The organism is candidate division TA06 bacterium (assembly GCA_016235665.1).
Lineage (GTDB): Bacteria > Edwardsbacteria > AC1 > AC1 > EtOH8 > UBA5202.
Genome location: JACRJI010000008.1, coordinates 151609 through 173899, shown reverse-complemented (window position 1 = coordinate 173899; position 22291 = coordinate 151609). Strand labels below are relative to the sequence as shown.

Here is a 22291-nt window from a genome sequence, read left to right as displayed (position 1 = left end):
TTAGAATGAATCTGAAAAGACTTTTACTTGGTACTTATATATTATTTTCGGCCTGTACTTTTTCTGCTGCCAGCCCCGTACCGGGTATGGCTTCGCTGGAAAGGCTGCTGAATAAGTTTGAATTCATGCCGGAGTTCCATCTTACCGCAGATGTGATGGTCTATGCCAATCACAAGAGCACCGAGTACCGTCAGCGCTTTTTCATAGAGACCAATTCCGACATGGAGTTCGTCTTTGTTTCCTGGCGTAACCTGATCTTTTCGGACTGGGCCCTTTACGTCAAAACCGGCATGGGCCGGCAGGACGGGGCGGTGATCTTCGATCCCAGGGACGTCCGATATGGAATAACACCCTCGATCGAACTCAGACTAAAACCGCTGGATTGCAAACTGGGGCTGGAGCATTTCTGTTTTCACGACATTGACCGGGACGACGGGGTGACCGAATATTGGAACAAGGGGTTCGGGGAGATAGGATCCAAGAACTTCAAACTGCCGGTCTACCGCCAAAGACTCAATGCCGATAGTGTTTGGGATTTCAAAACACAGTTCAGCTATGGAGTGAGGCTGGGCCATTACTTTAAACGGGCGCTGGGCCTGCTGCCCGAGGCCGTGCTGGGCGGAGGGCAAAGATACAACTGGGAACTAACCTTGGATAACCGCTATGCCTTATTTAAGACCCATGACTGGCTGGTGAACGTCAAGACCCTGGTCAATGTCAATTATAGCCGCGAGTACCGGCCGATGCAGACCTACGTTGCAGGAATAGAAGGGCATTTCAGAAGGGGGGCCGGCGGATCTCTGTTGTTCGTCAATTACAATATCCTTGACCAGCTGACGGTCAGGCCCAAGGATAAATTAATTGAGTTGGGTGTGAGATTCTACAATTAATGGATATATGATGATATGAAATCAAAGATCTTCAGGAAGATAGCTGCGATTGCATTGTTTGCTACCATCTCAATACTAATGACGGGTTGCAGCAAAGACCCTTCCGAAGTGGAAAAAACTCCGGCACTTACTTCCGTCAGTCTGACGGATTCGATACATGCGGCATTCAACAGTACTTATGCCAGGGAATGCCAGATCGACATTCAACTGGTTTATAAAATTCAGGACTATTCTTTTATCCAATCAGGTTCTGATTCGGAGGATGTATTGGTATATTTACACAATGGCAAAACAATAATCGAGCCTTTCAATTGTTTCAGTCTTTTTAGCATTGAAGAAACATCGGGTCTTATGACAAAAACTATTGGAACCGGTTGGATTTCCGACACCACGGCCTATTTGCTCAGGGCTTCGGATACCCTGACCACCATAGACAGTGCTGCAGTCAACATCTGGTGGTGGTACAACGGCAGCCGCCAGACATTCCATAATAAGTTTTAAATTGTTCAGTAAATAATATCTTCATATAACCTCAGGAGAATCTATGCAGGGCATCATTCAGAAAATATCGGGACCGGCAGTCATCGCCAAGAACATGATGGGCGCCCGGATGTACGACATCGTCAAAGTGGGCAAATTAGGTTTGGTGGGCGAGATCATCCGCCTGGACGGGGACACCTGCTTTATCCAGGTCTACGAGGATACCTCCGGCCTGTTTGTGGGCGAGCAGGTGATCACCACCGGCGAACCTCTCAAGGTGGAACTGGGCCCCGGACTATTGGAAGCCATCTTCGACGGCATCCAACGGCCCCTGGACCAGATCAAGAAGAAGGAGGGCGACTTCATCGCCCGCGGGGTGGAGGTGCCCAGCCTTAACCGTGAGAAGAAATGGAAGTTCAAGCCAACTGTTAATAAAGGCGACCAAGTGGATGAAGGCGATGTACTTGGCGAAGTCCAGGAGAACGCCTGGTTCATGCATAAGATACTGGTCCCGCCGGCCAAAAGCGGCAAGCTTAAAAGCATTGTCAAGGAAGGCGAATACACCGTGGCCGACCCCATCGCAGAGTTGGAGGACGGTACCAAGCTTTTCCTGATGCACTCCTGGCCGGTGCGCCAGCCAAGGCCTTTCAAGAAGAAAATGGACCCGGACGAGATGTTCATCACCGGACAGAGGATCCTGGACACCCTGTTCCCGGTGGCAATGGGGGGGACCGCCGCCATTCCCGGACCCTTCGGATCCGGCAAGACCGTGGTCCAGCAGACCCTGGCCAAGCACTCCAACGCCCAGGTGATCATCTACGTGGGCTGCGGCGAGCGGGGCAACGAGATGACCGAGGTGCTGACCGAGTTCCCGGAACTGCTTGATCCCAAGACCAAACGCCCCCTGATGGAGCGGACGGTGCTGATCGCCAACACCTCCAACATGCCGGTGGCGGCCCGCGAGGCCAGCATCTACACCGGTATCACTTTGGCCGAGTATTTCCGCGACATGGGCTTCTCCGTGGCCATGATGGCCGATTCCACCAGCCGCTGGGCTGAGGCCCTGCGCGAGATCTCGTCACGGCTGGAGGAGATGCCGGGCGAAGAAGGCTATCCCACCTATCTTTCCAGCAAGCTGGCCGCTTTCTACGAGCGGGCCGGCCGAACGGTCTGCGTCGGCAGGGACGCCCGGGTGGGCTCGGTGACCATCGTGGGGGCGGTTTCGCCTCCGGGCGGAGACTTTTCCGAGCCGGTCACCCAGAGCACTTTGCGGATCGTGGGCACCTTCTGGGCATTGGACGCCAGCCTGGCCCAGCGCCGCCATTTTCCGGCCATCAACTGGAACCGGTCATATTCGCTCTACGCCGAGATGCTGGGCGGCTGGCTTAAGGAGCATGTGGCCCCCGACTTCGCCGAGGTCCGCAAGCAGGCCTCGGAGCTGCTGCAGAAGGAGGCCGCCCTGCAGGAGGTTGTCCAGCTGGTGGGCCCCGACGCCCTGCAGGACCAGGAGCGGATGGTGATCGAGGTGGGCAAGATGCTGCGCGAGGATTTTTTGCAGCAGCACGCCTTCTCCGAGGTGGACGGCCACTGCAGCCTGGAGAAATCATACTGGATGCTAAAAGCCATCCTGGCCTTCTACGACGGGGCCCGCCAGGCCATCGAACGGGGAACCATGCACATCAACGACATCCTGAACCTACCCCAGATAGAACAGTGCGCCCGGTTCAAGGAAGTGCCCCAGGCCCAATTCAAAGCGCACATAGATGCTTTCATCGCCGGGCTGGGCGAGACCTTTGCCAAGAAATAGCCAGACCAAGAATACTGAATACTGAATACGGAGGTTTACCATGCGCCTTGTTACCAGATCCGATTTTGACGGCCTGATCTGCGGGGTCCTGTTAAAGGAGGCCGGGGTCATCGATCAGTTCAAATTCGTCCATCCCAAGGATGTTCAGGACGGCAAGGTGGAAGTGACGGCCGATGACGTGCTGGCCAACGTGCCCTACGCCAAGGGCTGCGGGATGTGGTTCGACCATCATTTGTCGGAAAGCGAGCGCAAGGCCTTTCCCGATGATTTCAAGGGCAAGTCCGAGCCGGCCAAAAGCTGCGCCAGGGTGATCTACGATTTTTACGGCGGGGAGAAGAAGTTCCCCAACTTCGCCGAGATGCTGAAGGCGGTTGACAAATCCGACTCCGGCGACCTGACGGTGGAGGAGATCGCCGCGCCCAAGGGCTGGATCCTGCTGGCCTTCATCATGGACCCCCGCACCGGGCTGGGCCGCTACTCCGACTACCGGATCAGCAACCTGCAGCTGATGCAGGACCTGATGGAATACTGCCGTACCATGAACATCGTGGAGATCCTGGACCTGCCGGACATCCGGGAGCGGATCCAGCGCTATCACGAGTCGGAATGGCTGTACAAGGAGATGATCAAGAAATACTCCACCGTCCACCAGAACGTGCTGGTGACCGACCTGCGCAAGGTGGAGGAGATCCCCACCGGCAACCGTTTTGTGGAATACGGGATGTTCCCCAACATCAACATCTCCATCCGGATGATGTGGGGGATGAAAAAGCTGAACGTGGTGTTTGCCGTCGGGCACAGCATCATCAACCGGACCTCCAGGACCAACGTGGGCTCGCTGATGCTGAAATACAACGGCGGCGGCCACGCCAAGGTGGGCACCTGCCAGGTGGCGATAGAGAAGGCGGACGAGGTGCTGTCTGAATTAGTCAAGCAGATGAACGAGGACGGGTAAACGATATTAAATGATATACGAGAATATACTCCAGACCATCGGCAATACACCACTGGTAAGGATAAACCGTCTAAACCCCAATAAACACGCGGACATTTACGCCAAGATAGAGGGAGCCAACCCCACCGGCAGCATCAAGGACCGGATAGCTTTGAAAATGATCGAACAGGCCGAGGCAGAAGGGGCGCTGTCAAAGAACAGGGCCATCATCGAGCCCACCTCGGGCAACACCGGCATCGGCCTGGCAATGATCGGGGCGGTCAAAGGCTACAAGGTGGAGATCGTTCTGAGCCGGGCCGTCTCAGCCGAACGGGTCAAGATGATCAAAAGTTTTGGGGCCAAGGTCACACTCACCGATGCCAGGCTGGGGACCGACGGGGCGATCATCAATGCCCGGGAATTGGTCAAAAAAAATCCCCAAAAGTATTTCATGCCGGATCAGTTCTCCAATCATTACAACAAGATGGCCCATTACAAGACCACGGCCCAGGAGATCTGGAAGCAGGTCAACGGCAATATCGATTATCTGGTCTCCTCCGTTGGCACCTCGGGCACCATCATGGGAGTTGGACGGGCCCTTAAGGAGAACGACCCCCGGATCAAGATAGTAGAGGCTCATCCCGTTAAGGGCCACTATATCCAGGGCTTGAAAAACATGGAGGAGGCCATAGTGCCTTCCATCTATGAGCCTTCGCTGATAGACGAGACCGTGATGGTCAGCACCGAACAGGCCTTTGACACCGCCCGGAAGATAGTGGAGAAAGAAGGGATCTTTGTGGGGATGAGCAGCGGCGCGGCCATGTACGCGGCCATTCAGGTGGCCAGGAAGATCAAAAAGGGCAGGATAGTGGTCATCTTCCCGGACCGGGGGGAGAAGTATTTAAGCACGAAGCTATTCAAGTGATAATTGAGCGGCGACGGACGAGGTGCTTAAGGAACTGGTAAAATAGATGAATGCGGACGGGTATAATATTTTGCGATCATTTGCGATAGGCTGAACCCTATCGCTGGATTTCATCAAGTCCGCTGGTGCGGCCTGCTCTGGTAGGCTCAATAGAGCCTTGATGAATTAATAGCGATATCGTTTACGGTATCGCGATAATGAGAAGGATAAAAATCCAATCCGACATACAAACAACGAGGCATTCATGGACCTAACCACCAAAAAATACCAGAGCATTTTACAATTAGGTGGTTATTCGGTACAACGAGGGATGCGATAGGTTGAAACCTATCGCTTGATATCAACAAGGCCGCCGGTACGGCCTGGGGTTTAGGTTTGGAAGAACCTTGATGATAACCAGCGATATCATTCATGGTATCGCGATAATGAGAAGAATAAAAATCCAATTCGACATACAAACAATGAGGCATTCATGGACTTAACCACCAAAAAATACCAAAGCATTTCCTACATCTCCGGCCCGCTGCTGTTCGTGGACAACGCCAAGGGGCTGTCCTACGGCGCCATCGTGGAGATAGAACTCCCCGACGGCAGCAAGAAGGGCGGGCAGACCATCGAGGTTTCGGAGAAATACGCCGTGATCCAGGTGTTCGAGGAGACCCGGGGCCTGGACCTGGCCAAGAGCTCGGTCAGCCTTAAGGAGGACGTGGCCCGCATCCCCGTCTCCCGCGACATGATCGGACGGCGCTTCAACGGGCTGGGCGAGCCCATCGACGGCCTGCCGCCCATCATCCCGGAAAAGAGACTGGAGATCATCGGGCAGCCCATGAACCCAACCTCCCGGGCCAAGCCCGAAGAATTCATCCAGACCGGCATCTCCACCATCGACGGCTTCGCCACTTTGGTGCGGGGCCAGAAACTGCCCATCTTCTCCGGCGCCGGACTTCCGGCCAACGAGATCGCCGCCCAGATCGTCAAACAGGCCAAGGTGCTGGGCGAGAAGGAGGAGTTCGCTGTGGTCTTCGCCGCCATGGGCATCACCTCGCGCGAGGCCACCTTCTTCATCACCGAGTTCGAGCAGTCCGGTGCCCTGGCCAAGACAGTGGTCTTCATGAACAAGGCCGACGACCCCACCATCGAGCGGATCCTGACCCCGCGGTGCGCCCTGACCTGCGCCGAGCACCTGGCCTACGACCACGGCATGCAGGTGCTGGTGATCCTGACCGACATGACCAACTACTGCGAAGCCCTGCGCGAAGTGGGCACCGCCCGCGAGGAGATCCCCGGCCGGCGCGGTTATCCCGGCTACATGTACACCGACCTGGCCCAGATCTACGAGCGGGCCGGCCGCATCCACGGCCGCAAGGGATCCATCACCCAGATCCCGATCCTGACCATGCCCGACGACGACATCACCCACCCAATAGCCGACCTGACCGGCTACATCACCGAGGGCCAGCTGGTGCTTTCCCGGCAGCTGCACCGGATCGGCTGCTATCCGCCCATCGATCCGCTGCCCTCGCTGTCCCGGCTGATGAACAACGGCATCGGGGAGGGGCACACCAGAAAAGACCACCGGGAATGGTCCAACCAGCTTTATTCGGCCTACGCCACCGGCCGCGACCTGCGCAAACTGGTGGCCATCATCGGCGAGGAGGCTTTGACCGAGGTGGACCGCAAGTACCTGAAGTTCGCCGAGGGCTTTGAAAAGGAGATGATCAACCAGGGCCAGGCCGACCGCAGCATAGAGGACACCATGAACACCGGCTGGAAACTGCTGTCCCTGCTGCCGGTCAAGGAACTGAAGCGCATCAGCAAGGATCACATCCATAAGTATTACCACGGCGAGACCATGGAGCAAATGCACGGGAAGACGGGGATCTGATAACCGGGAACTAAAGTATTAACGTAGGAAAGTATTAAAGGAGGAGGCAGTTCAATGTTTTCCCAAAAATCAAATCGTTGGTGCTTGCTTGCGGAACTTTGCATCTTTACTACTTTACTACTCAGTACTACAGCGTTGAGCGAAACGTTAGACGTTACCATCAAGGGCTTTGACAACGGCAAGAAGACCTCCCGCCAGCAGGACTACAAAGAGGCGGTGCTGGATGCCAAGCGCCAGGCCATCGAGCAGGCCGGGGTGACGGTGGAATCCAAGTCCACTGTCAAGAACTCGGTGCTGCAGGAGGATTACATCGAGTCCCAGGCCAAGGCGGTGCTTCTGCCCGGTTTCCAGATCATGGACATCGGCTACATGCAGGACGGCACCTATCAGGTGGTGCTTTCCGGCAAGGTCCAGGTCCAGCCCAAGCCTGTCTCAGCCGAAGGCGACAGCGGGGCACTGATGTTGCTGATGGATGTTTACAGCGTGCCCGTCACCTTCCAACTGGACAACAAACCTTTGGACGCTGCCGGGAAATTCACGGCCCTTGTACCTCTCAAGGACAGCACCGGTCTGACAGTCCTTAACAGCATCCGCGAGGTCAAAAGGAATTACAACAACCTGACGCACTACTTTGTCTACCTGCTTAAACTTCCGGCCGGAAAGCATAATATCAAGATCACCGCCAGCATCATCGGCGGCAGCGGCCCGGACAAGGATGGCAATATAGTGGAAGCCGAGATCCCATCAGGCAGACCGCTGTTCTATGAATACCGGGCCGACCCGGAATACAACTTTGCCGCAGCCGACAGCGGTTTCCTGTTCAGAAAACTGGGATCAAACCAGAAACCGGCCGACACCACCGGGGCTTATGGGCGGAAGTTGAGGCAGGATTTGATCGCCCAATACGAGAAATTCACTGGCTTTAAATTCTAATTTCATTCATTCGATTTGCTTTAAATGGAAAACGTATCACCAACCAGAATGAACCTGCTGGGCCGCAAGGCCCAGGTATCCCTGGCCAAACAGGGCGTGGACCTGCTTAAAAAGAAACGGGACGCCCTGGTCACCGACTTCTTCGTGGTGGTCAAGAATTCCCTGGCTTCCCGGGAACAGCTGAACCAGACCTCCCAGCAGGCGGTGGAGCTATTGAACCTGGCGGTGGCCTTTGAAGGCCGCCAGCCCTTGGAGTCTTCGGCCCTGCCGGGCCGCCGCGACATCCGGCTTAATGTCTCGGAAAAGAACGTCTGGGGCATCAAGATCCCGGAGGTCTCGGCCGGCAGCGTGGTGCGCGACCAGTTCACCCGGGGATACAGCCCCACCGCGGCCACCCACCGTTCGCTGAAGACGGCTGATTCCTTTGAACAAATGATAGACCTGCTGATAGTGGTGGCCGGCAGCGAGACCCGGCTAAAACGCCTGGGTTCCGAGATCAAGAAGACCACCCGCCGGGTCAACGCCCTGGAGCAGGTGGTGATCCCCAGGATATACCGGGAGATGAGCTACATCAAGGGCGTGCTGGAACAGAGGGAACGGGAGGACATCTTTAGGCTTAAGATGATCAAGAAAAAAGGCGAAGAATGAAGCTTCGCCTTAAACTTTATCCGGCCATTTTGCTCCTGAGCATTGCCTGCTGCGGCTGTTTTTCGGTGGATGTCCAGACTGCGGTCAACCGCCGGGGCGGCGGAACCAGGACGGTTGAGGTAATAATGGATCCGATGATGGCCGGATTGTATAATAAGACTGCAGGGTCGGGGAAACTTTTCAGCATCCCGGGCCAGGGTTTGCAGGAAAAGCCGGGAGTAAAATTGACCGGCTCCGCCAAAACTGAACTGGAAGACGGCAGCCTCAAACTTACATGGAATTACAAGTCTGACAAGGTGGGGCTATTCTCCAGCGGGAACGATTCAGTAAGGATCAATATCATAAACGCAGGTCTGTGGGTTTATTACGAATATTTGGAAAGTATCCCAGCCGCAAAGCCGGAACCTGCCTATCCTGGTGACGGCCGGGATGTTTACCGGATCAGACATGAACTGTCTCTGCCTGGACAAATCGTCAGCCACAATTCCGATTCAATCCAATCCGGTCGTCTGGTCTGGAACCGCCCGCTGGGGCAGGTTACTGCTTCAGGATTGTTCATGGAAGCCCGCAGCCGGGAGTTAAATCCCTGGTATCTTTTGCTGGCGTCAATATCACTGGCGGCCGGAGTCGGATATTTTTACTGGCATAAGGTCAAACCTGTAAATAATCCATAATATTGCTTGATATCCGGCCGTTTTTATAATAAACTTGAGTGTTATGAGAAAAATCAAGATACTGCTTCTTTTGACCGGCTTGAACGCTTCGTTCCTGTGGGCTATGGGGACAAGATCATCTGGCCTGGGGCAAAGTTTCGGCCTCAGCCAGGGGGCGGTCCGGTTTTACTATCAGGTGACCCAGTTCCAGACCCCGGACGGGATCAGGGCGGAGATCTCCTATTCCCTGCCTTATGACCAGGTCCAATTCGTGTCCCAGGGAACTCAATTCAGGGCAGCCTACAGTTTTTCGGTGATCGTGACCGATGCCAAAGGCGGCCAGGTAGCCGGTGATTCCTGGGAAAGGTCCCTGACGGTGGGAAAATATCAGGAACTTCAGAAGGGCAATTATCTGGCCTGCGACACCTTCAGTCTGAAGGTCATTCCCGGGAGGTACAAATTCCTGATAATCTGCACCGACAACAACTCGGAACGCCGGGGCGAATCGGAAATGAATGTTGAAATAAGGGACCTTTCGGGGGGTCTGCTTGAATTAAGCGGCCTGAGGTTCCAGAAGATGCAGAACGAGAAACTGGTTCCCTGGCCCAAAAGGCAGTACGGTGACGGCCACGGCGACATCATGTTTTATTATCAGATCTATTCATCCCAGCCGGAATCCATCCTGGCCGGTTATAGCCTGTCCCGCATTGGTTCCACCGACGCCGCCTGGTCGTTGAATGAGACTCTGGGACAGTCCGGGAATCCGGGCATAACAAAGTCCGTCAGGTCCGACAGCCTTTTGACCGGAAGTTATATTCTGAAGCTGGAAGTCCGGCAAGCCGGGCGATCTGTCGTTTCCTCCGAATCTCTTTATGTCCGCAACTCAAAATTCATAACAGACCGAGATTACCGGGAACAGGTTGATCAACTGGAATACGTTTCCAAGGGCAGGGAGTTTGATTCATTGCGTAAGGCCTCTCCGGCTTTAAGGGAAACATTGCTGCTGCGTTTCTGGCAATTAAGGGATCCCGATACCACCACCATGGTAAACGAATTCCGAGACGGCTATTACGACCGGATAAACTATGCCAACGAACAGTTCGGGTCGATATTTAAACCTGGCTGGAAAAGCGACAGAGGAATGGTCTATATCCTTTTCGGACCGGCCGATGAAATTGAAAGGCATCCTTTTGACATTGAATATCCGGCATACGAGATCTGGTATTACTACTCTGACGGGCGCAGGTATGTGTTCATGGACCGCAAGGGAATTGGCGAGTATGAATTAATTTATCCAAAAAGGGAGAAGATAAGATGAAATATACTTTAAAAATACCGAGGACCCGGATAATGACCCTGGTCCTGGTCTTGGCGGCCTTCTCTCTGGCTCACGGCTGGCCTTTTAGCTCTGACGGGACCATAAAGTTCTGGGTGGACGGAGCCGGTTTTGCCGGAGACAGCGGAAAGACCTGGCAGGAGATCTACTGGAGCTTTCCCGTCGGCGATTTCGTGGTCAGGCAAAACGCAGGACTGAGAACCATCAGTTTTAAGACAGTGATTCAGCTGCGGGATTCAAGCGGAAGGTATTTAATCAACGAGGACTGGATTTCAACCCTCAATGTCCCGACCGCTCAAGAGATAGAGCGCCGGGATCTGGCGATACAAGACCTGTTGGTATCCAACAATTTAAAACCTGGGAACTACTCACTAAAATTCATGATCAGCGATTTGCAGGGAGGAAAGATTGGCACCCTGGAAAAGGAGATAATCGTTCCGCAACTCAACCCCATCCATCTGACCATAAGCCAGATAGAGGTGGCTGCGGACATTTTTGTTGATTCTAACAAAAGCCGTTTTTCCAAGGGAAATCTTCAGATCAAACCCCATCCTTCCCGGGAGTTCGGGGGAGCCTATGGCAATCTATATTATTATTTTGAGATATACCGCCCGGCCTACGATACGGCAGGCGGAGGAAGATTTGTGCAGATATCCCTGAATTCAACCACCCAACCTGTGATCACTAATATCGCCAATAATGAGATCACCGCCAGGACCGGGCAGATCATTCAGACCGGAGGCGTCAATCTGGACAGTTTCCCTGACGGACTCTATATTCTGAAGGCTCAGTTGAAGGATGGAAGCGGAAGGGCATTAGCCTATTCCCAGGCAGGGATAAAGATCAACAGGAAATCACTGGCCGAAGTGACCGGGGCGAAGGATAAACTGGATGACGAAATTCAGGCTTTGCAGAAGGAGGGCGGTGAATATTTTTATGAAATCGAGTACATAGCCCACTCCAGGGAAATTGAGCAGCTGAAGAAACTTGATGAAAACGGGAAAAATGAATATTTAAGGAGGTTTTGGAAAGCCCGCGACAGTGATCCGACTACCCCGGAGAATGAAACCCTGCTTGAGCATGCCAAACGTTATAAAACGGCCGATATCAAATTTGGAGAAAAAAACCGAGGCGGTATGAAGGGTAGCCGTACCGACCGGGGCAGGCTATACATCAAATACGGACTTCCCAATGAGGTTGAGACCAAGACCATGCAGGGGCAATACCGCCCGATTGAGATATGGCGCTATTATAACGGCGACAAATTTGTTTTTGTGGACAGATCAAGCTTTGGCAGATTTCAGCTGATGTATTCAAAATCAAAGGACGAGAGGACCGATCCCAACTGGAGCAAATATATCAGCCCCGACGTTATCCAAACCGAAGAGCTGAAATAACCTCCATCTCCATTTTTTCTTAAAGCTCCCGCTGTTTTCCGGGGGCTTTTTTCATTGACTTATTCGGGCAAATTGGCTAAAATATAAGTTTAAAATGCTATAGAAGTTGATATGATGCAAAAAGTTATTATCGGGCATAAGCCGTTGGTGCTGGAAACTGTCGGAGCGGTGGCGTCAGTGAAAACGCAGCTGTCGTTATCGGAGTCCGCTCTGTCCCGCCTGGTTTCCGGCCGCAAAGTGGTGGAGCGGATCATCAAGGAGAACCGGACGGTCTATGGCGTTACTACCGGTTTTGGAAAGTTCGCCGAGATCCGGATCTCGCTGGATGAGATCGACCGGCTCCAGGAAAACCTGATAAAAAGCCACGCCACCGGGGTGGGGCAGATGTTCCAGCCCAGCCAGGTCAAGGCGATCATGCTTTTGCAGGCCAATCAGCTCTGCCAAGGAGCTTCTGGAGTTCGTCCGGTGGTGGTCCGGCAGCTGCTGGGGCTTTTAAACAACGACATCATACCGCTGGTCCCGCAGCAGGGTTCGGTGGGCGCCTCCGGCGACCTGTCGCCCCTGGCCCATATCGGGCTGGTGATGATCGGGCGGGGGCAGGCCTTTTATATGGGCAAGATCGTCAATGGGGCCGATGCCCTGAAAAAAGCGGGAATGAAACCGTTGGTTCTTAAAGCCAAAGAGGGCTTGGCGATAACTAATGGTACCGAAGTGATGACTGCGATCGGCATCCTGAATCTGCTGGAGGCTGAAGATCTCTGCAAAATGGCAGATATTGCCGGGGCCATGTCTTTGGAAGCTTTGCGGGGTACCGACAAGGCTTTTGATCCCCGGATCCACGCCTTAAGGCCGCACGGCGGACAGATGGATTCGGCCGAAAACCTCAGAAAACTTCTTTCCGGCAGCCAGATCAGAAGTTCCCATAAGGACTGCCAGAAGGTGCAGGATTCCTATTCCCTGCGCTGCATGCCCCAGGTGCACGGGGCCACCAAGACCGCCCTGAAGCACATCCGCCAGGTGCTGAAGACGGAGTTGAATTCGGTCACCGACAATCCCCTGGTATTCGCAAAAGAGCACGAAGTGCTCTCGGGCGGAAATTTCCACGGACAGCCGGTGGCTTTGGCCATGGATTGCCTGGGCATCGCCGCGGCCGAGCTGGCCGACATCTCCGAACGGCGTTTGGCGCGGCTGCTTGACGCCTCGCTCTCCGGACTGCCGGGTTTCCTGACCGAGCACGGGGGCCTGAACTCCGGGCTGATGATCACCCAGAACACAGCCGCCTCCCTGGTCTCCGAGAACAAGGTGCTGGCCCACCCTTCGTCGGTCGATTCCATTCCCACCTCGGCCAACCAGGAGGACCATGTTTCCATGGGCACCTTCGGGGCCCGCAAGGCCGGGCAGATCTGCCGCAACGTCCGCTATGTGCTGGCCTGCGAACTGCTGGCCGCCGCCCAGGGGCTGGAGTTCCTGAAGCCGCTGAAGCCGGGGAAGGGGGTGGATGCGGCTTATCGGGCCATTCGCCAGGGAGTCAAAGCGTTCAAGCAGGACCGGGAGTTTCACCTGGACATCGAAGCCATAAATGATATGATGCTGGATGGAGATATCTTGGATGCTGTTGAAAAGCAGATCGGAAAACTCAAATAACCTAACTCAACCCCCTGTCCTTTCGCTTTGCTTTGGCATGCTCAGCACGGGTCCATGAGAAGGGGAGAAAGGGGATGAGTTTAAAAAATAGATTGCAGGAGAACAGTAACATGCCCATCATACTCAGCGGTTACGGGTTGACCATCGATAAAATAGTAAGGATCGCCCGCCATAACGAAAAAGTGGAGCTGGCCCCCGAGGCTTTGGAGCGGATCAAAAAATGCCGGGCCATGCTGGAGAAGAAGATAGCGGCCCATGAGATCATGTACGGGGTCAACACCGGAATCGGAGAATTCTCCGAAGTTGTTTTGAACGACGACCAGGTCAAGGACTTTCAAAAATACCTGATATACAACCACGCCGCCGGGATCGGCGACCCGGCCCCCATAGAATATGTGCGGGGAGCCATGGCCGGGCGGATCAACGTCCACGCCCACGGCAACTCAGGAATTCGGCCGGAGGTCACTTTGACCCTGGTGGAGATGCTGAACAAGGGGGTTACCCCATATGTCTGCCAGAAGGGGTCAGTCGGCGCCTGCGGCGACCTGGCTCCCATGTCCCAGATAGCCCTGCTTCTTTTGGGGGAGGGACAGGCCTATTACCAGGGACAGCTGCTGCCCGGCAAAGAGGCCATGGATAAGGCCGGGATCATGATACCCGGACTGCAGGCCCGCGACGGACTGGGCACCATTAACGGCTCCAACGTGCTGACCGCCATGAGCGCAATCTTCCTGTACGACGCCAACCGCTGGCTTAAGCAGGCCGAGATAGCGGCCGCCATGTCGCTGGAGGCCCTGAAAGCCAACATGAAACCGTACATCGCAAAATTGCATGAGGCCCGCGGCTTCAAGGGCGCGGTGCGGAGCGCGGCGGCCATCCGCAAAATGGTGGCCGACGGCGACCTGAACGAGGGCCGGGTCAAGTGCAAGGTCCAGGACGCTTATTCCATGCGCTCCACCCCCCAGGTGATCGGCGCGGCCCACGACGCCCTGGCCTATGCCCGGTCCCAGGTGGAGATAGAATTGAACGGGGTGGGAGACAATCCAATCTTCTTCCCGGAGGAGAACCTCCAGCTGTCCGGGGCCAATTTCCAGGGTTCGCCGGTGGGGGTGCCGATGGACATGGCCGGGTACTGCATCACCATGGTCAGCATCCTTTCCGAGCGCCGGATGAACCGGCTCAACAATCCAGCTCTCAGCGTCGGGCTTCCCGCTTTTCTGACCAAAAGCGGAGGGATGTTCTCCGGCCTGATGCTCTCCCAGTACACCGCCGACACCCTGATAGTTGAACAGAAGATACTTTCAACCCCGGCCTCCATCCAGTCCATCCCGGCGGCGGCCGACCAGGAGGATTTTGTTTCCATGGGCATGAACACCGCCATCAAGAATTTCCAGATACTGGACAACGCCTATGGCATATTGGGCATCGAGATGATGGCCGCCGCCCAGGCTCTGGATCTGCGCGATTACAAGTTCGGAACCGGCACCGCCAAGGCCAAGGAGATCGTCCGGAAACACGTTGATTTCCTGGAGATCGACCGCCCGCTGTACAAGGATCATACTGCCATGAAGGAATTGGTCAGGTCCGGCCAGGTATTGGAGGAAGTGGAGAAGGCAGTAGGGAGCCTTGACTAAAAAACAAATCTAAAAAATCAAAAATAAAATATTCTCATGATTTTGGTCATAGGCATATTGATTTTCGGATACCTGGTTTCCAGCCTGTTGTCCTGGCTGAATCTGTCTCACCTGAGAGCTAGTATTAAGAAAGGTCTGCCGCCGGAGGTTTCGGATCTGTTTGACGCCGCAAAGGTGGCCCAGATCGCCGATTATACCGGGGCGAAGACCAAACTGGGTTACTGGAGCGAGTTCGTGTCGACCATAGTGGTGATAATTCTTTTTACCGCCGACATTGTGACCAAGATAACCATTTGGGCCGATGGGTTGAATATCGCTCCGTTGCTGCAGGGTCTGGCCGTGATGCTGGTTCTGCTGCTCATCGGCTATCTGTCCGGCATCCCGGCCTCGCTCTATTCCGATTTCAAGCTGGAAAAGAAATACGGGTTTTCCACCATCACCATCAAGACCTGGATGGGAGATCAGGTAAAGAGCCTGCTGGTCTCGGGAGTTTTGATGGGCCTGCTGTTCTCCGGTTTCTACCTTTTCATCAACTGGCTGGGGAACTGGTGGTGGCTGGCAGCCTGGGGACTGGTGGTGGCCTTTGCCTTCCTGATGATATTCCTGTCGCCGGTGGTTTTGATGCCGCTGTTCAACAAATTCGTGCCGCTGGAGGATGAGGAGTTAAAAACAAAGATCCTCAACATGGCAAAGCAAGCTGATTTCCCTTTGGCCGGTGTCTATCAGATGGACGCCTCCAAGCGCAGTACCCACGACAACGCTTTCTTCACCGGAATGGGCAAGACCCGGCGGATCGTGTTTTACGATACCATGGTCAAAAATTACAGCCACCGGGAACTGTTGTCAGTGATGGGCCACGAGATCGGCCATTGGAAGATGAAACATGTTTTTAAGTTGATAGCCGCGGTTTCGCTGCTCTCGGGGGTTTTATTGTTCGCCGCGTCAAGGATCCTGGCCCATCCCTGGATATACAATGCCATCGGACTGGGCGGGCTGTTTGAACAACAGGGTTTCAAAGGACCGTTGGTCGGCGTGGCCCTTTACGTGGTGTCGATCCTGTTCGAGCCGCTGAATCTTCTGATCTCACCGCTGATGAACTGGCAATCGCGCAAATATGAATACCAGTCAGATGCCTACGCATTACAGCTCAATCCTTCGGCGGCGGATATGAAGGGGGCGTTGATGAAACTCAGCCAGAAGAACCTGAGCAACCTTTTCCCGCACCCGCTGTATGTCATCTTTCACTATTCCCACCCGCCGCTGCTGGCCCGGCTAAAGGCGATAGACGAGATAGGCAAAAGGCCGTGAACGGCCTGGGGTGAATCGATTGATGTGTTCTTAACCCAGGCATTAATGCCTGGGTTAAGGAGGATAAGGAAGAAAATATAGGCCATTCATGGCCTTAAGATTTACAAAGTACCATGCCACACTCATATCATAAAATCTGGATCCATCTTATTTGGGGCACCAAGGAGCGGTTTCCTGTTTTAATCTCTGATTTACTGCCTCAGGTTCTAGAACACATCCGAGCCAAGGCAGAGCAGGAGGGTTATCTTCTGGACACCATCAACGGAACCGCGGATCATATACATTGTTTGATAGAGATCGGCTTGACCAATAACGTCTCCACTATCGCGAACTTGCTAAAAGGGGAATCGTCTCATTGGATAAATGCCGGGAAGCTGACCGGAAGCCATTTTGCCTGGCAGGAAGGATATGGGGCCTTTTCGGTAAGCGCTTCGCAGCTTGATAAAGTAAGAGATTATATCAGGAACCAGAAGGAACACCACCGGCATAAAACCTACCGGGAAGAGTTGGATGAGTTCCTAAACGCATATGATACAGAAAAAAGACAGTGAACGGTCCGGGATGTGTTCGGTCATGTGCCCTTAACCCAGCCCTTAAGGGCTGGGTTAGACAACAGGGTGAATACAATAAAGATCATCCATGGCCTTAGTAAATGATAGAAATAATAAGTAAGTAAACGGAGAATATAATCATGCCCCAAATAATCAAATCCCCCCACGGCACAAAGATCTCCTGCCAGGGATGGCAGCAGGAGGCCGCCATGCGGATGCTGATGAACAACCTGGACCCGGCGGTGGCCGAGAGACCGGAAGACCTGATAGTCTACGGCGGCAACGGCCGGGCGGCCCGCAACTGGGACTGCTACCATGCCATCATCAGATCGCTGAAGAAACTCAAGTGCGATGAAACACTCCTGGTCCAGTCCGGCAAGCCGGTGGGCATTTTGCAGACCCATCCCCATTGTCCGCGGGTGCTGATCGCCAACTCCAACCTGGTGCCCCACTGGGCCAACTGGGACTATTTCCGCAAGCTGGAGGCTTTGGGGCTTATCATGTACGGCCAGATGACAGCCGGCAGCTGGATCTACATTGGCACCCAGGGTATTCTGCAGGGAACTTATGAGACCTTCGGGGCCCTGGCCCAAAAGCATTTTGGCGGAAGCTTGAAAGGCAAATGGGTGCTGACCGGCGGCATGGGCGGGATGTCCGGGGCCCAGCCCCTGTCCGTCACCATGAACGAGGGCGTGATACTGAATGTCGAAGTGGATCCGGAGAGGATAAAAAAGCGGATATCCACCGGCTATTGCGACGTGATAAGCGTCAATCTGGACAACGCTCTTAAGCTGGTTCTTGAAGCGGTGAAAAAGGGCGAACCCTTGTCAGTCGGTCTGGTGGGCAACTGCGCCGAAGTGCTGCCCGAACTGGTCAGGAGGAATATCATTCCCGACGTGGTCACCGACCAGACCTCGGCCCACGACGAGCTCAACGGCTACGTGCCTCATCGCATGACCCTGGCCCAGGCCAATGAATTAAGAAAGAACGACCCCGAAGGATACAAACGCAAATCATACGAGGCCATGGCCATCCACATGCAGGCCATGCTGGACATGCAAAAGCAGGGAGCCATCGCCTTTGACTACGGCAACAATATCCGGGGCCAGGCGGTGAAGCACGGCATCAAGAACGCCTTCGACGTGCCGGGCTTTGTGCCGGAATACATCCGCGACCTGTTCTGCGAGGGCAAGGGCCCGTTCCGCTGGGCGGTGCTGTCCGGCGATCCAAAGGACATCGCGGTGACAGATGAAGCGGTCTTAAAGCTGTTCCCCAAGAATGCCCACCTGGCCCGCTGGATCAAGATGGCCCAGAAGAAGGTCCATTTCCAGGGCCTGCCGGCCCGGATCTGCTGGCTGGGCTACGGCGAGCGGGATAAGGCCGGCCTGTTGTTCAACGACCTGGTGAAGAAGGGAAAGATCAAAGCGCCCATCGTCATCGGCCGCGACCATTTGGACTGCGGCTCGGTGGCCTCGCCCAACCGCGAGACCGAGTCCATGAAGGACGGTTCGGATGCTATCGCCGACTGGCCATTGCTGAACGCCATGGTCAACGTGGCCTCGGGGGCTTCGTGGGTCTCCATCCACCACGGCGGCGGGGTGGGGATAGGGTATTCCATCCACGCCGGGCAGGTAACGGTGGCTGACGGAACCAAGGAGATGGCCAAGCGCATAGAGCGGGTGCTGACCAACGACCCGGGGATGGGCATTTTGCGTCACGTGGACGCGGGATATGACATTGCCAAGCAGGTGGCCAAGAAGAAGAAGGTTAAGATACCTATGATGGAATAGTTATTGTTATGCACCTCATCATCCAACATATCGGCCAACTGCTGACGCTAACCTCTCCCTCTAATCCCTCCCCTCGAGGGGAGGGAAGGGTGGGGTTAGCCATGTCCGAGCTCGGCATCATCGAGGACGGCCTGGTGGCCATAGAAGACGGCAAGATCGTGGCCGTGGGCAAGACCATGGAGCTCAAGCCCAGGCTGAACCTTTTACCCCACACCAAGGTTATCGACGCTGGGAATCAAGTGGTCATGCCCGGTTTCGTGGACTGCCACACCCACCTGGTCTACGGCGGCTCCCGCGAGGACGAATTCGAGTTGCGGGCCTCTGGCGTTTCGTACCAGGAGATCGCCGCCAAGGGCGGCGGCATCCGCTCCACCGTCAAGGCCACCAGGCAGGCTTCCCGCGAGGTCTTAAAGCGCGACGCCCTGAAGCGCCTGGACCGGATGCTGATGTGGGGAACCACCACGGTGGAATCCAAAAGCGGCTACGGTTTGGAGACCAAAAGCGAGATCAAACAGCTGGAGGTCAACCGGGACCTGAACGGACTTCAGCCGATAGAGGTGGTTTCTACCTTCATGGGGGCGCATGAGTTCCCGGAGGAGTTTCGTAGCTCGCCCTTCGACACGGACTTCGACAAGCTCAGCCTGGCAGCTCAGGGCTCGGGAAAGATTGACCGGGAGGGATATGTCCGGCTGATCTGCGAGGAGATGATCCCGAAAATAGCGGAGATGAAGCTGGCCGAGTTCTGCGATGTGTTCTGCGACCAGGGGGTGTTCACGCCGGAAGAAGCCATCAAGATCCTTGAAACTGCCAGCAATTACGGGATGATCCCCAAGATCCACGCCGATGAGCTGGCCTCTGTCGGCGCGGCCGAGGCGGCCGGAAAGGTCAAAGCCATCAGCGCCGAGCACCTGCTATACCCCTCGCAGGCCGGGCTGGAGCTGATGAAGCAGGCCGGAACCATCGCCGTGCTGCTGCCGGGCACCAGCCTGACCATCAAGAAGAACTATGCCCCGGCCCGGAAGATGATCGAGATGGGCATCCCGGTGGCCCTGGCCACCGACCACAACCCAGGTTCCTGCACCATCGAGAACATGCCGTTCATCATCGGGCTGGCCTGCCTGTACCTGGGGCTGACCCCGGCCGAGGCCATCTGCGCCGCCACCTACAATGCGGCCTGCGCCCTGAACCGCGGCGGCCGGATCGGGTCTATCGAAGAAGGCAAGCAGGCGGACCTGCTGATAATGGACATCCCCAATTACCGGTATATTCCGTATCATTATGCGGTGAATTACGTCAAGACGGTGGTCAAGCGCGGGCGGATCGTCATTGGCCAATAAATGGACATTTATTGACATTGGTTGACATTGAGTATTATGGCAAACAAGATTGTTGATTTTACTGATTTGATAATCTACCAATTGGCAGTTGACTTGGCTGATTGGATATATGAACTTACTGCCAGGTTTCCGGAAGACGAGAAGTATAATCTCACTTCACAGATACGAAGGTCTTCAACTTCGGTCTACAGCAACATTGCCGAGGGCTTTGGAAGATACCATTACAAGGAGAACAAGCAGTTTTGCCGGATAGCCAGAGGATCTTTGTACGAGATAAAATCCCATGTGTTGTTCAGCCATAAACGCGGGTACATATCTCAGCAAGTACTTGATGAATACCAGAAGAGACATACAACTCTGGCCATAAAACTGAACAATTACATCAATGCCACCGGCATTAGTGCCCGTAAAATGTCAAGTAATGTCAATATAGAAAAGCAGGAGTCAAAATGACCAAGCTAGTTGAATGCGTACCAAATTTTTCCGAGGGCCGCGACCGCAAGATCATCGATGCCATTTCCGACGCCGTCCGCGGTGTGGCTGATGTCAAGCTTTTGGACGTAGATCCCGGGGCCGACACCAACCGCACCGTCTATACCCTGGTGGGCACTCCGGAAGGCGTCAAGGAAGCTGCTTTCCAGGCCGCCAAGAAGGCCCACGAGCTGATAGACATGTCCAAACACAGCGGAGCGCATCCCCGGATGGGGGCCATGGACGTCTGTCCCTTTGTGCCGGTATCCGGTGTAAGCATGGACGAGTGCGTCCAGATCGCCAAAGACCTGGGCAAGCGCCTAGGTGAGGAACTGGACATCCCGGTCTACCTCTACGAATTCGCCGCCGCCTCGCCCGAGCGTCAGAGCCTGGCCGACATCCGCACCGGAGAGTACGAGGCATTGGAGGAGAAGCTGAAGGACCCCAAATGGAAACCGGACTTCGGACCGGCCAAGTTCAAGCACAAGTGGGGAGCCAGCGTGGTGGGGGCCCGGGAATTTTTGATCGCCTACAACGTCAATGTCAACACCAAGGACAAGAAGCTGGCCAACGAGATCGCCCTGAACATCCGGGAAGGCGGACGGGCCAAGAAGGACGCTGCCGGCAAGATCGTCAAGGATGCCCAGGGCAATTCGGTCAAGGTCCCCGGCCGTCTGAAGGCGGTGCGGGCCATCGGCTGGTACATCGAGCAGTACCGCCAGGCCCAGGTGTCCATCAACCTGATAAATTACAACACCACGCCGCTGCATGTGGTCTTCGAAACCGCCCGGGAAGAGGCGGAAAAGCTGGGCCTGATCGTCACCGGCTCGGAGCTGGTGGGCCTGGTGCCGTTGAAACCGATGCTGGACGCGGGAAAATTCTACTTGAAAAAACAGGGCAAGTCGGCCGGGGTGCCGGAGAAGGAACTGGTGGAGACCGCCGTCCGCTCCCTGGGCCTGGACCAGCTTTCGGAATTCGACCCGGCCAAGAAGATCGTGGAATACAATTTCCTTAAACCGGCCCCGCTGATGTCCATGACGGCCAAAGATTTCGTGGACGAGGTATCATCGGAATCACCGGCCCCGGGCGGCGGCTCGGTGGCGGCCCTGGCCGGCAGCCTGTGCGCGGCCCTTTCGGCCATGGTGGCCAACCTGACTGTCGGCAAACCCGGTTACGAGAAGGTCTGGAAAGAGATGTCCGAACTGGCCGAACAGGGGCAGGAGATCAAGGACAAACTGTCAAAAGCGGTGGACGAGGATACCAACGCCTTTAACGACCTGATGGAGGCCATGCGCCTGCCCAAGGCCACTCCGGAACAGAAGGTTTTCCGGGACCAGGCCATGGAGGAAGGCTACAAAAAGGCGGCGGCGGTCCCGCTGGAGACCGCCAAAACATGTTTAAAGGCGATGGAACTTTCCCTTACTGCGGCCCAAAAAGGCAACGCCAATTCGGCCTCCGACGCCGGAGTGGCGGCCCTGATGGCCCGGGCTGGGGTGGAGGGTGCCGGACTGAACGTGCTGATAAACCTGGGTTCCATCAGGGACCAGGGGTTCGTAACAGCCCACAAAAACGAGGTGACCGGGCTTAACGCCAGGTCAGCCGAATTGTGCCAGCAGGTTCTGTCGGCCCTAGCCGGCAACATTAAATAAAAATAGTTCAAATAACTAT

Annotated in this window: 19 protein-coding genes; all 19 read left to right on the top strand. The window is 55.1% G+C overall.

Annotation, left to right across the window (positions count from 1 at the left end; translation table 11 throughout):
* The first annotated feature begins 5 nt into the window (after window positions 1-5).
* The 19 genes from HZA73_03440 (at window position 6) to ftcD (ending at window position 22272) form a co-directional block, all read left to right on the top strand.
* Window positions 6-890: a hypothetical protein gene (locus tag HZA73_03440; GenBank protein MBI5805078.1), complete on the top strand. Its 885-nt coding sequence runs from the start codon at window positions 6-8 to the stop codon at window positions 888-890.
* Between the two features lie 15 nt (window positions 891-905).
* Window positions 906-1391 carry a hypothetical protein gene (locus HZA73_03435; GenBank protein MBI5805077.1) on the top strand — a complete coding sequence of 162 codons (486 nt, stop codon included), beginning with the start codon at window positions 906-908 and terminating at the stop codon, window positions 1389-1391.
* A gap of 43 nt (window positions 1392-1434) precedes the next feature.
* The gene (locus HZA73_03430) at window positions 1435-3177 is read left to right on the top strand and encodes a V-type ATP synthase subunit A (GenBank protein ID MBI5805076.1); all 1743 of its coding nucleotides are present in this window, start codon (window positions 1435-1437) and stop codon (window positions 3175-3177) included.
* Between the two features lie 40 nt (window positions 3178-3217).
* Window positions 3218-4132, top strand: a complete 915-nt coding sequence (locus HZA73_03425; protein ID MBI5805075.1) for an exopolyphosphatase — start codon at window positions 3218-3220, stop codon at window positions 4130-4132.
* 10 nt (window positions 4133-4142) lie between these two features.
* Window positions 4143-5036: a cysteine synthase family protein gene (locus tag HZA73_03420; protein ID MBI5805074.1), complete on the top strand. Its 894-nt coding sequence runs from the start codon at window positions 4143-4145 to the stop codon at window positions 5034-5036.
* 472 nt (window positions 5037-5508) lie between these two features.
* A complete protein-coding gene (locus HZA73_03415; GenBank protein MBI5805073.1) occupies window positions 5509-6921 on the top strand; it encodes a V-type ATP synthase subunit B in 1413 nt (470 codons plus the stop codon).
* Window positions 6922-7056: 135 nt separating this feature from the next.
* Window positions 7057-7854 (top strand): hypothetical protein, encoded by a 798-nt coding sequence (locus HZA73_03410; protein ID MBI5805072.1) that lies wholly within the window; start codon window positions 7057-7059, stop codon window positions 7852-7854.
* 24 nt (window positions 7855-7878) lie between these two features.
* Window positions 7879-8502 carry a V-type ATP synthase subunit D gene (locus tag HZA73_03405; GenBank protein ID MBI5805071.1) on the top strand — a complete coding sequence of 208 codons (624 nt, stop codon included), beginning with the start codon at window positions 7879-7881 and terminating at the stop codon, window positions 8500-8502.
* Entirely contained in the window at window positions 8499-9176 is a 678-nt protein-coding gene (locus HZA73_03400; GenBank protein MBI5805070.1) for a hypothetical protein, read from the top strand. Before HZA73_03405 ends, HZA73_03400 begins: the two co-directional genes overlap by 4 nt.
* Window positions 9177-9219: 43 nt before the next feature.
* Entirely contained in the window at window positions 9220-10473 is a 1254-nt protein-coding gene (locus HZA73_03395; GenBank protein MBI5805069.1) for a GWxTD domain-containing protein, read from the top strand.
* Complete coding sequence (locus HZA73_03390) at window positions 10470-11888, top strand: GWxTD domain-containing protein (GenBank protein ID MBI5805068.1); 1419 nt, start codon at window positions 10470-10472, stop codon at window positions 11886-11888. Before HZA73_03395 ends, HZA73_03390 begins: the two co-directional genes overlap by 4 nt.
* Window positions 11889-12002: 114 nt before the next feature.
* Window positions 12003-13532 (top strand): histidine ammonia-lyase, encoded by a 1530-nt coding sequence (hutH, locus tag HZA73_03385; GenBank protein ID MBI5805067.1) that lies wholly within the window; start codon window positions 12003-12005, stop codon window positions 13530-13532.
* A gap of 110 nt (window positions 13533-13642) precedes the next feature.
* Window positions 13643-15166: an aromatic amino acid lyase gene (locus HZA73_03380; GenBank protein ID MBI5805066.1), complete on the top strand. Its 1524-nt coding sequence runs from the start codon at window positions 13643-13645 to the stop codon at window positions 15164-15166.
* A gap of 36 nt (window positions 15167-15202) precedes the next feature.
* A complete protein-coding gene (locus tag HZA73_03375; GenBank protein MBI5805065.1) occupies window positions 15203-16474 on the top strand; it encodes a M48 family metallopeptidase in 1272 nt (423 codons plus the stop codon).
* A 113-nt stretch (window positions 16475-16587) separates the two neighbouring features.
* Window positions 16588-17025: an IS200/IS605 family transposase gene (tnpA, locus tag HZA73_03370; GenBank protein ID MBI5805064.1), complete on the top strand. Its 438-nt coding sequence runs from the start codon at window positions 16588-16590 to the stop codon at window positions 17023-17025.
* A 140-nt stretch (window positions 17026-17165) separates the two neighbouring features.
* A complete protein-coding gene (gene hutU / locus HZA73_03365) occupies window positions 17166-18815 on the top strand; it encodes a urocanate hydratase (GenBank protein MBI5805063.1) in 1650 nt (549 codons plus the stop codon).
* Between the two features lie 8 nt (window positions 18816-18823).
* Window positions 18824-20152, top strand: a complete 1329-nt coding sequence (locus tag HZA73_03360; GenBank protein MBI5805062.1) for an imidazolonepropionase — start codon at window positions 18824-18826, stop codon at window positions 20150-20152.
* Between the two features lie 36 nt (window positions 20153-20188).
* Complete coding sequence (locus HZA73_03355; protein ID MBI5805061.1) at window positions 20189-20605, top strand: four helix bundle protein; 417 nt, start codon at window positions 20189-20191, stop codon at window positions 20603-20605.
* Complete coding sequence (ftcD, locus tag HZA73_03350; GenBank protein MBI5805060.1) at window positions 20602-22272, top strand: glutamate formimidoyltransferase; 1671 nt, start codon at window positions 20602-20604, stop codon at window positions 22270-22272. The genes HZA73_03355 and ftcD overlap by 4 nt, the downstream gene beginning before the upstream one ends.
* Window positions 22273-22291: the final 19 nt, after the last annotated feature.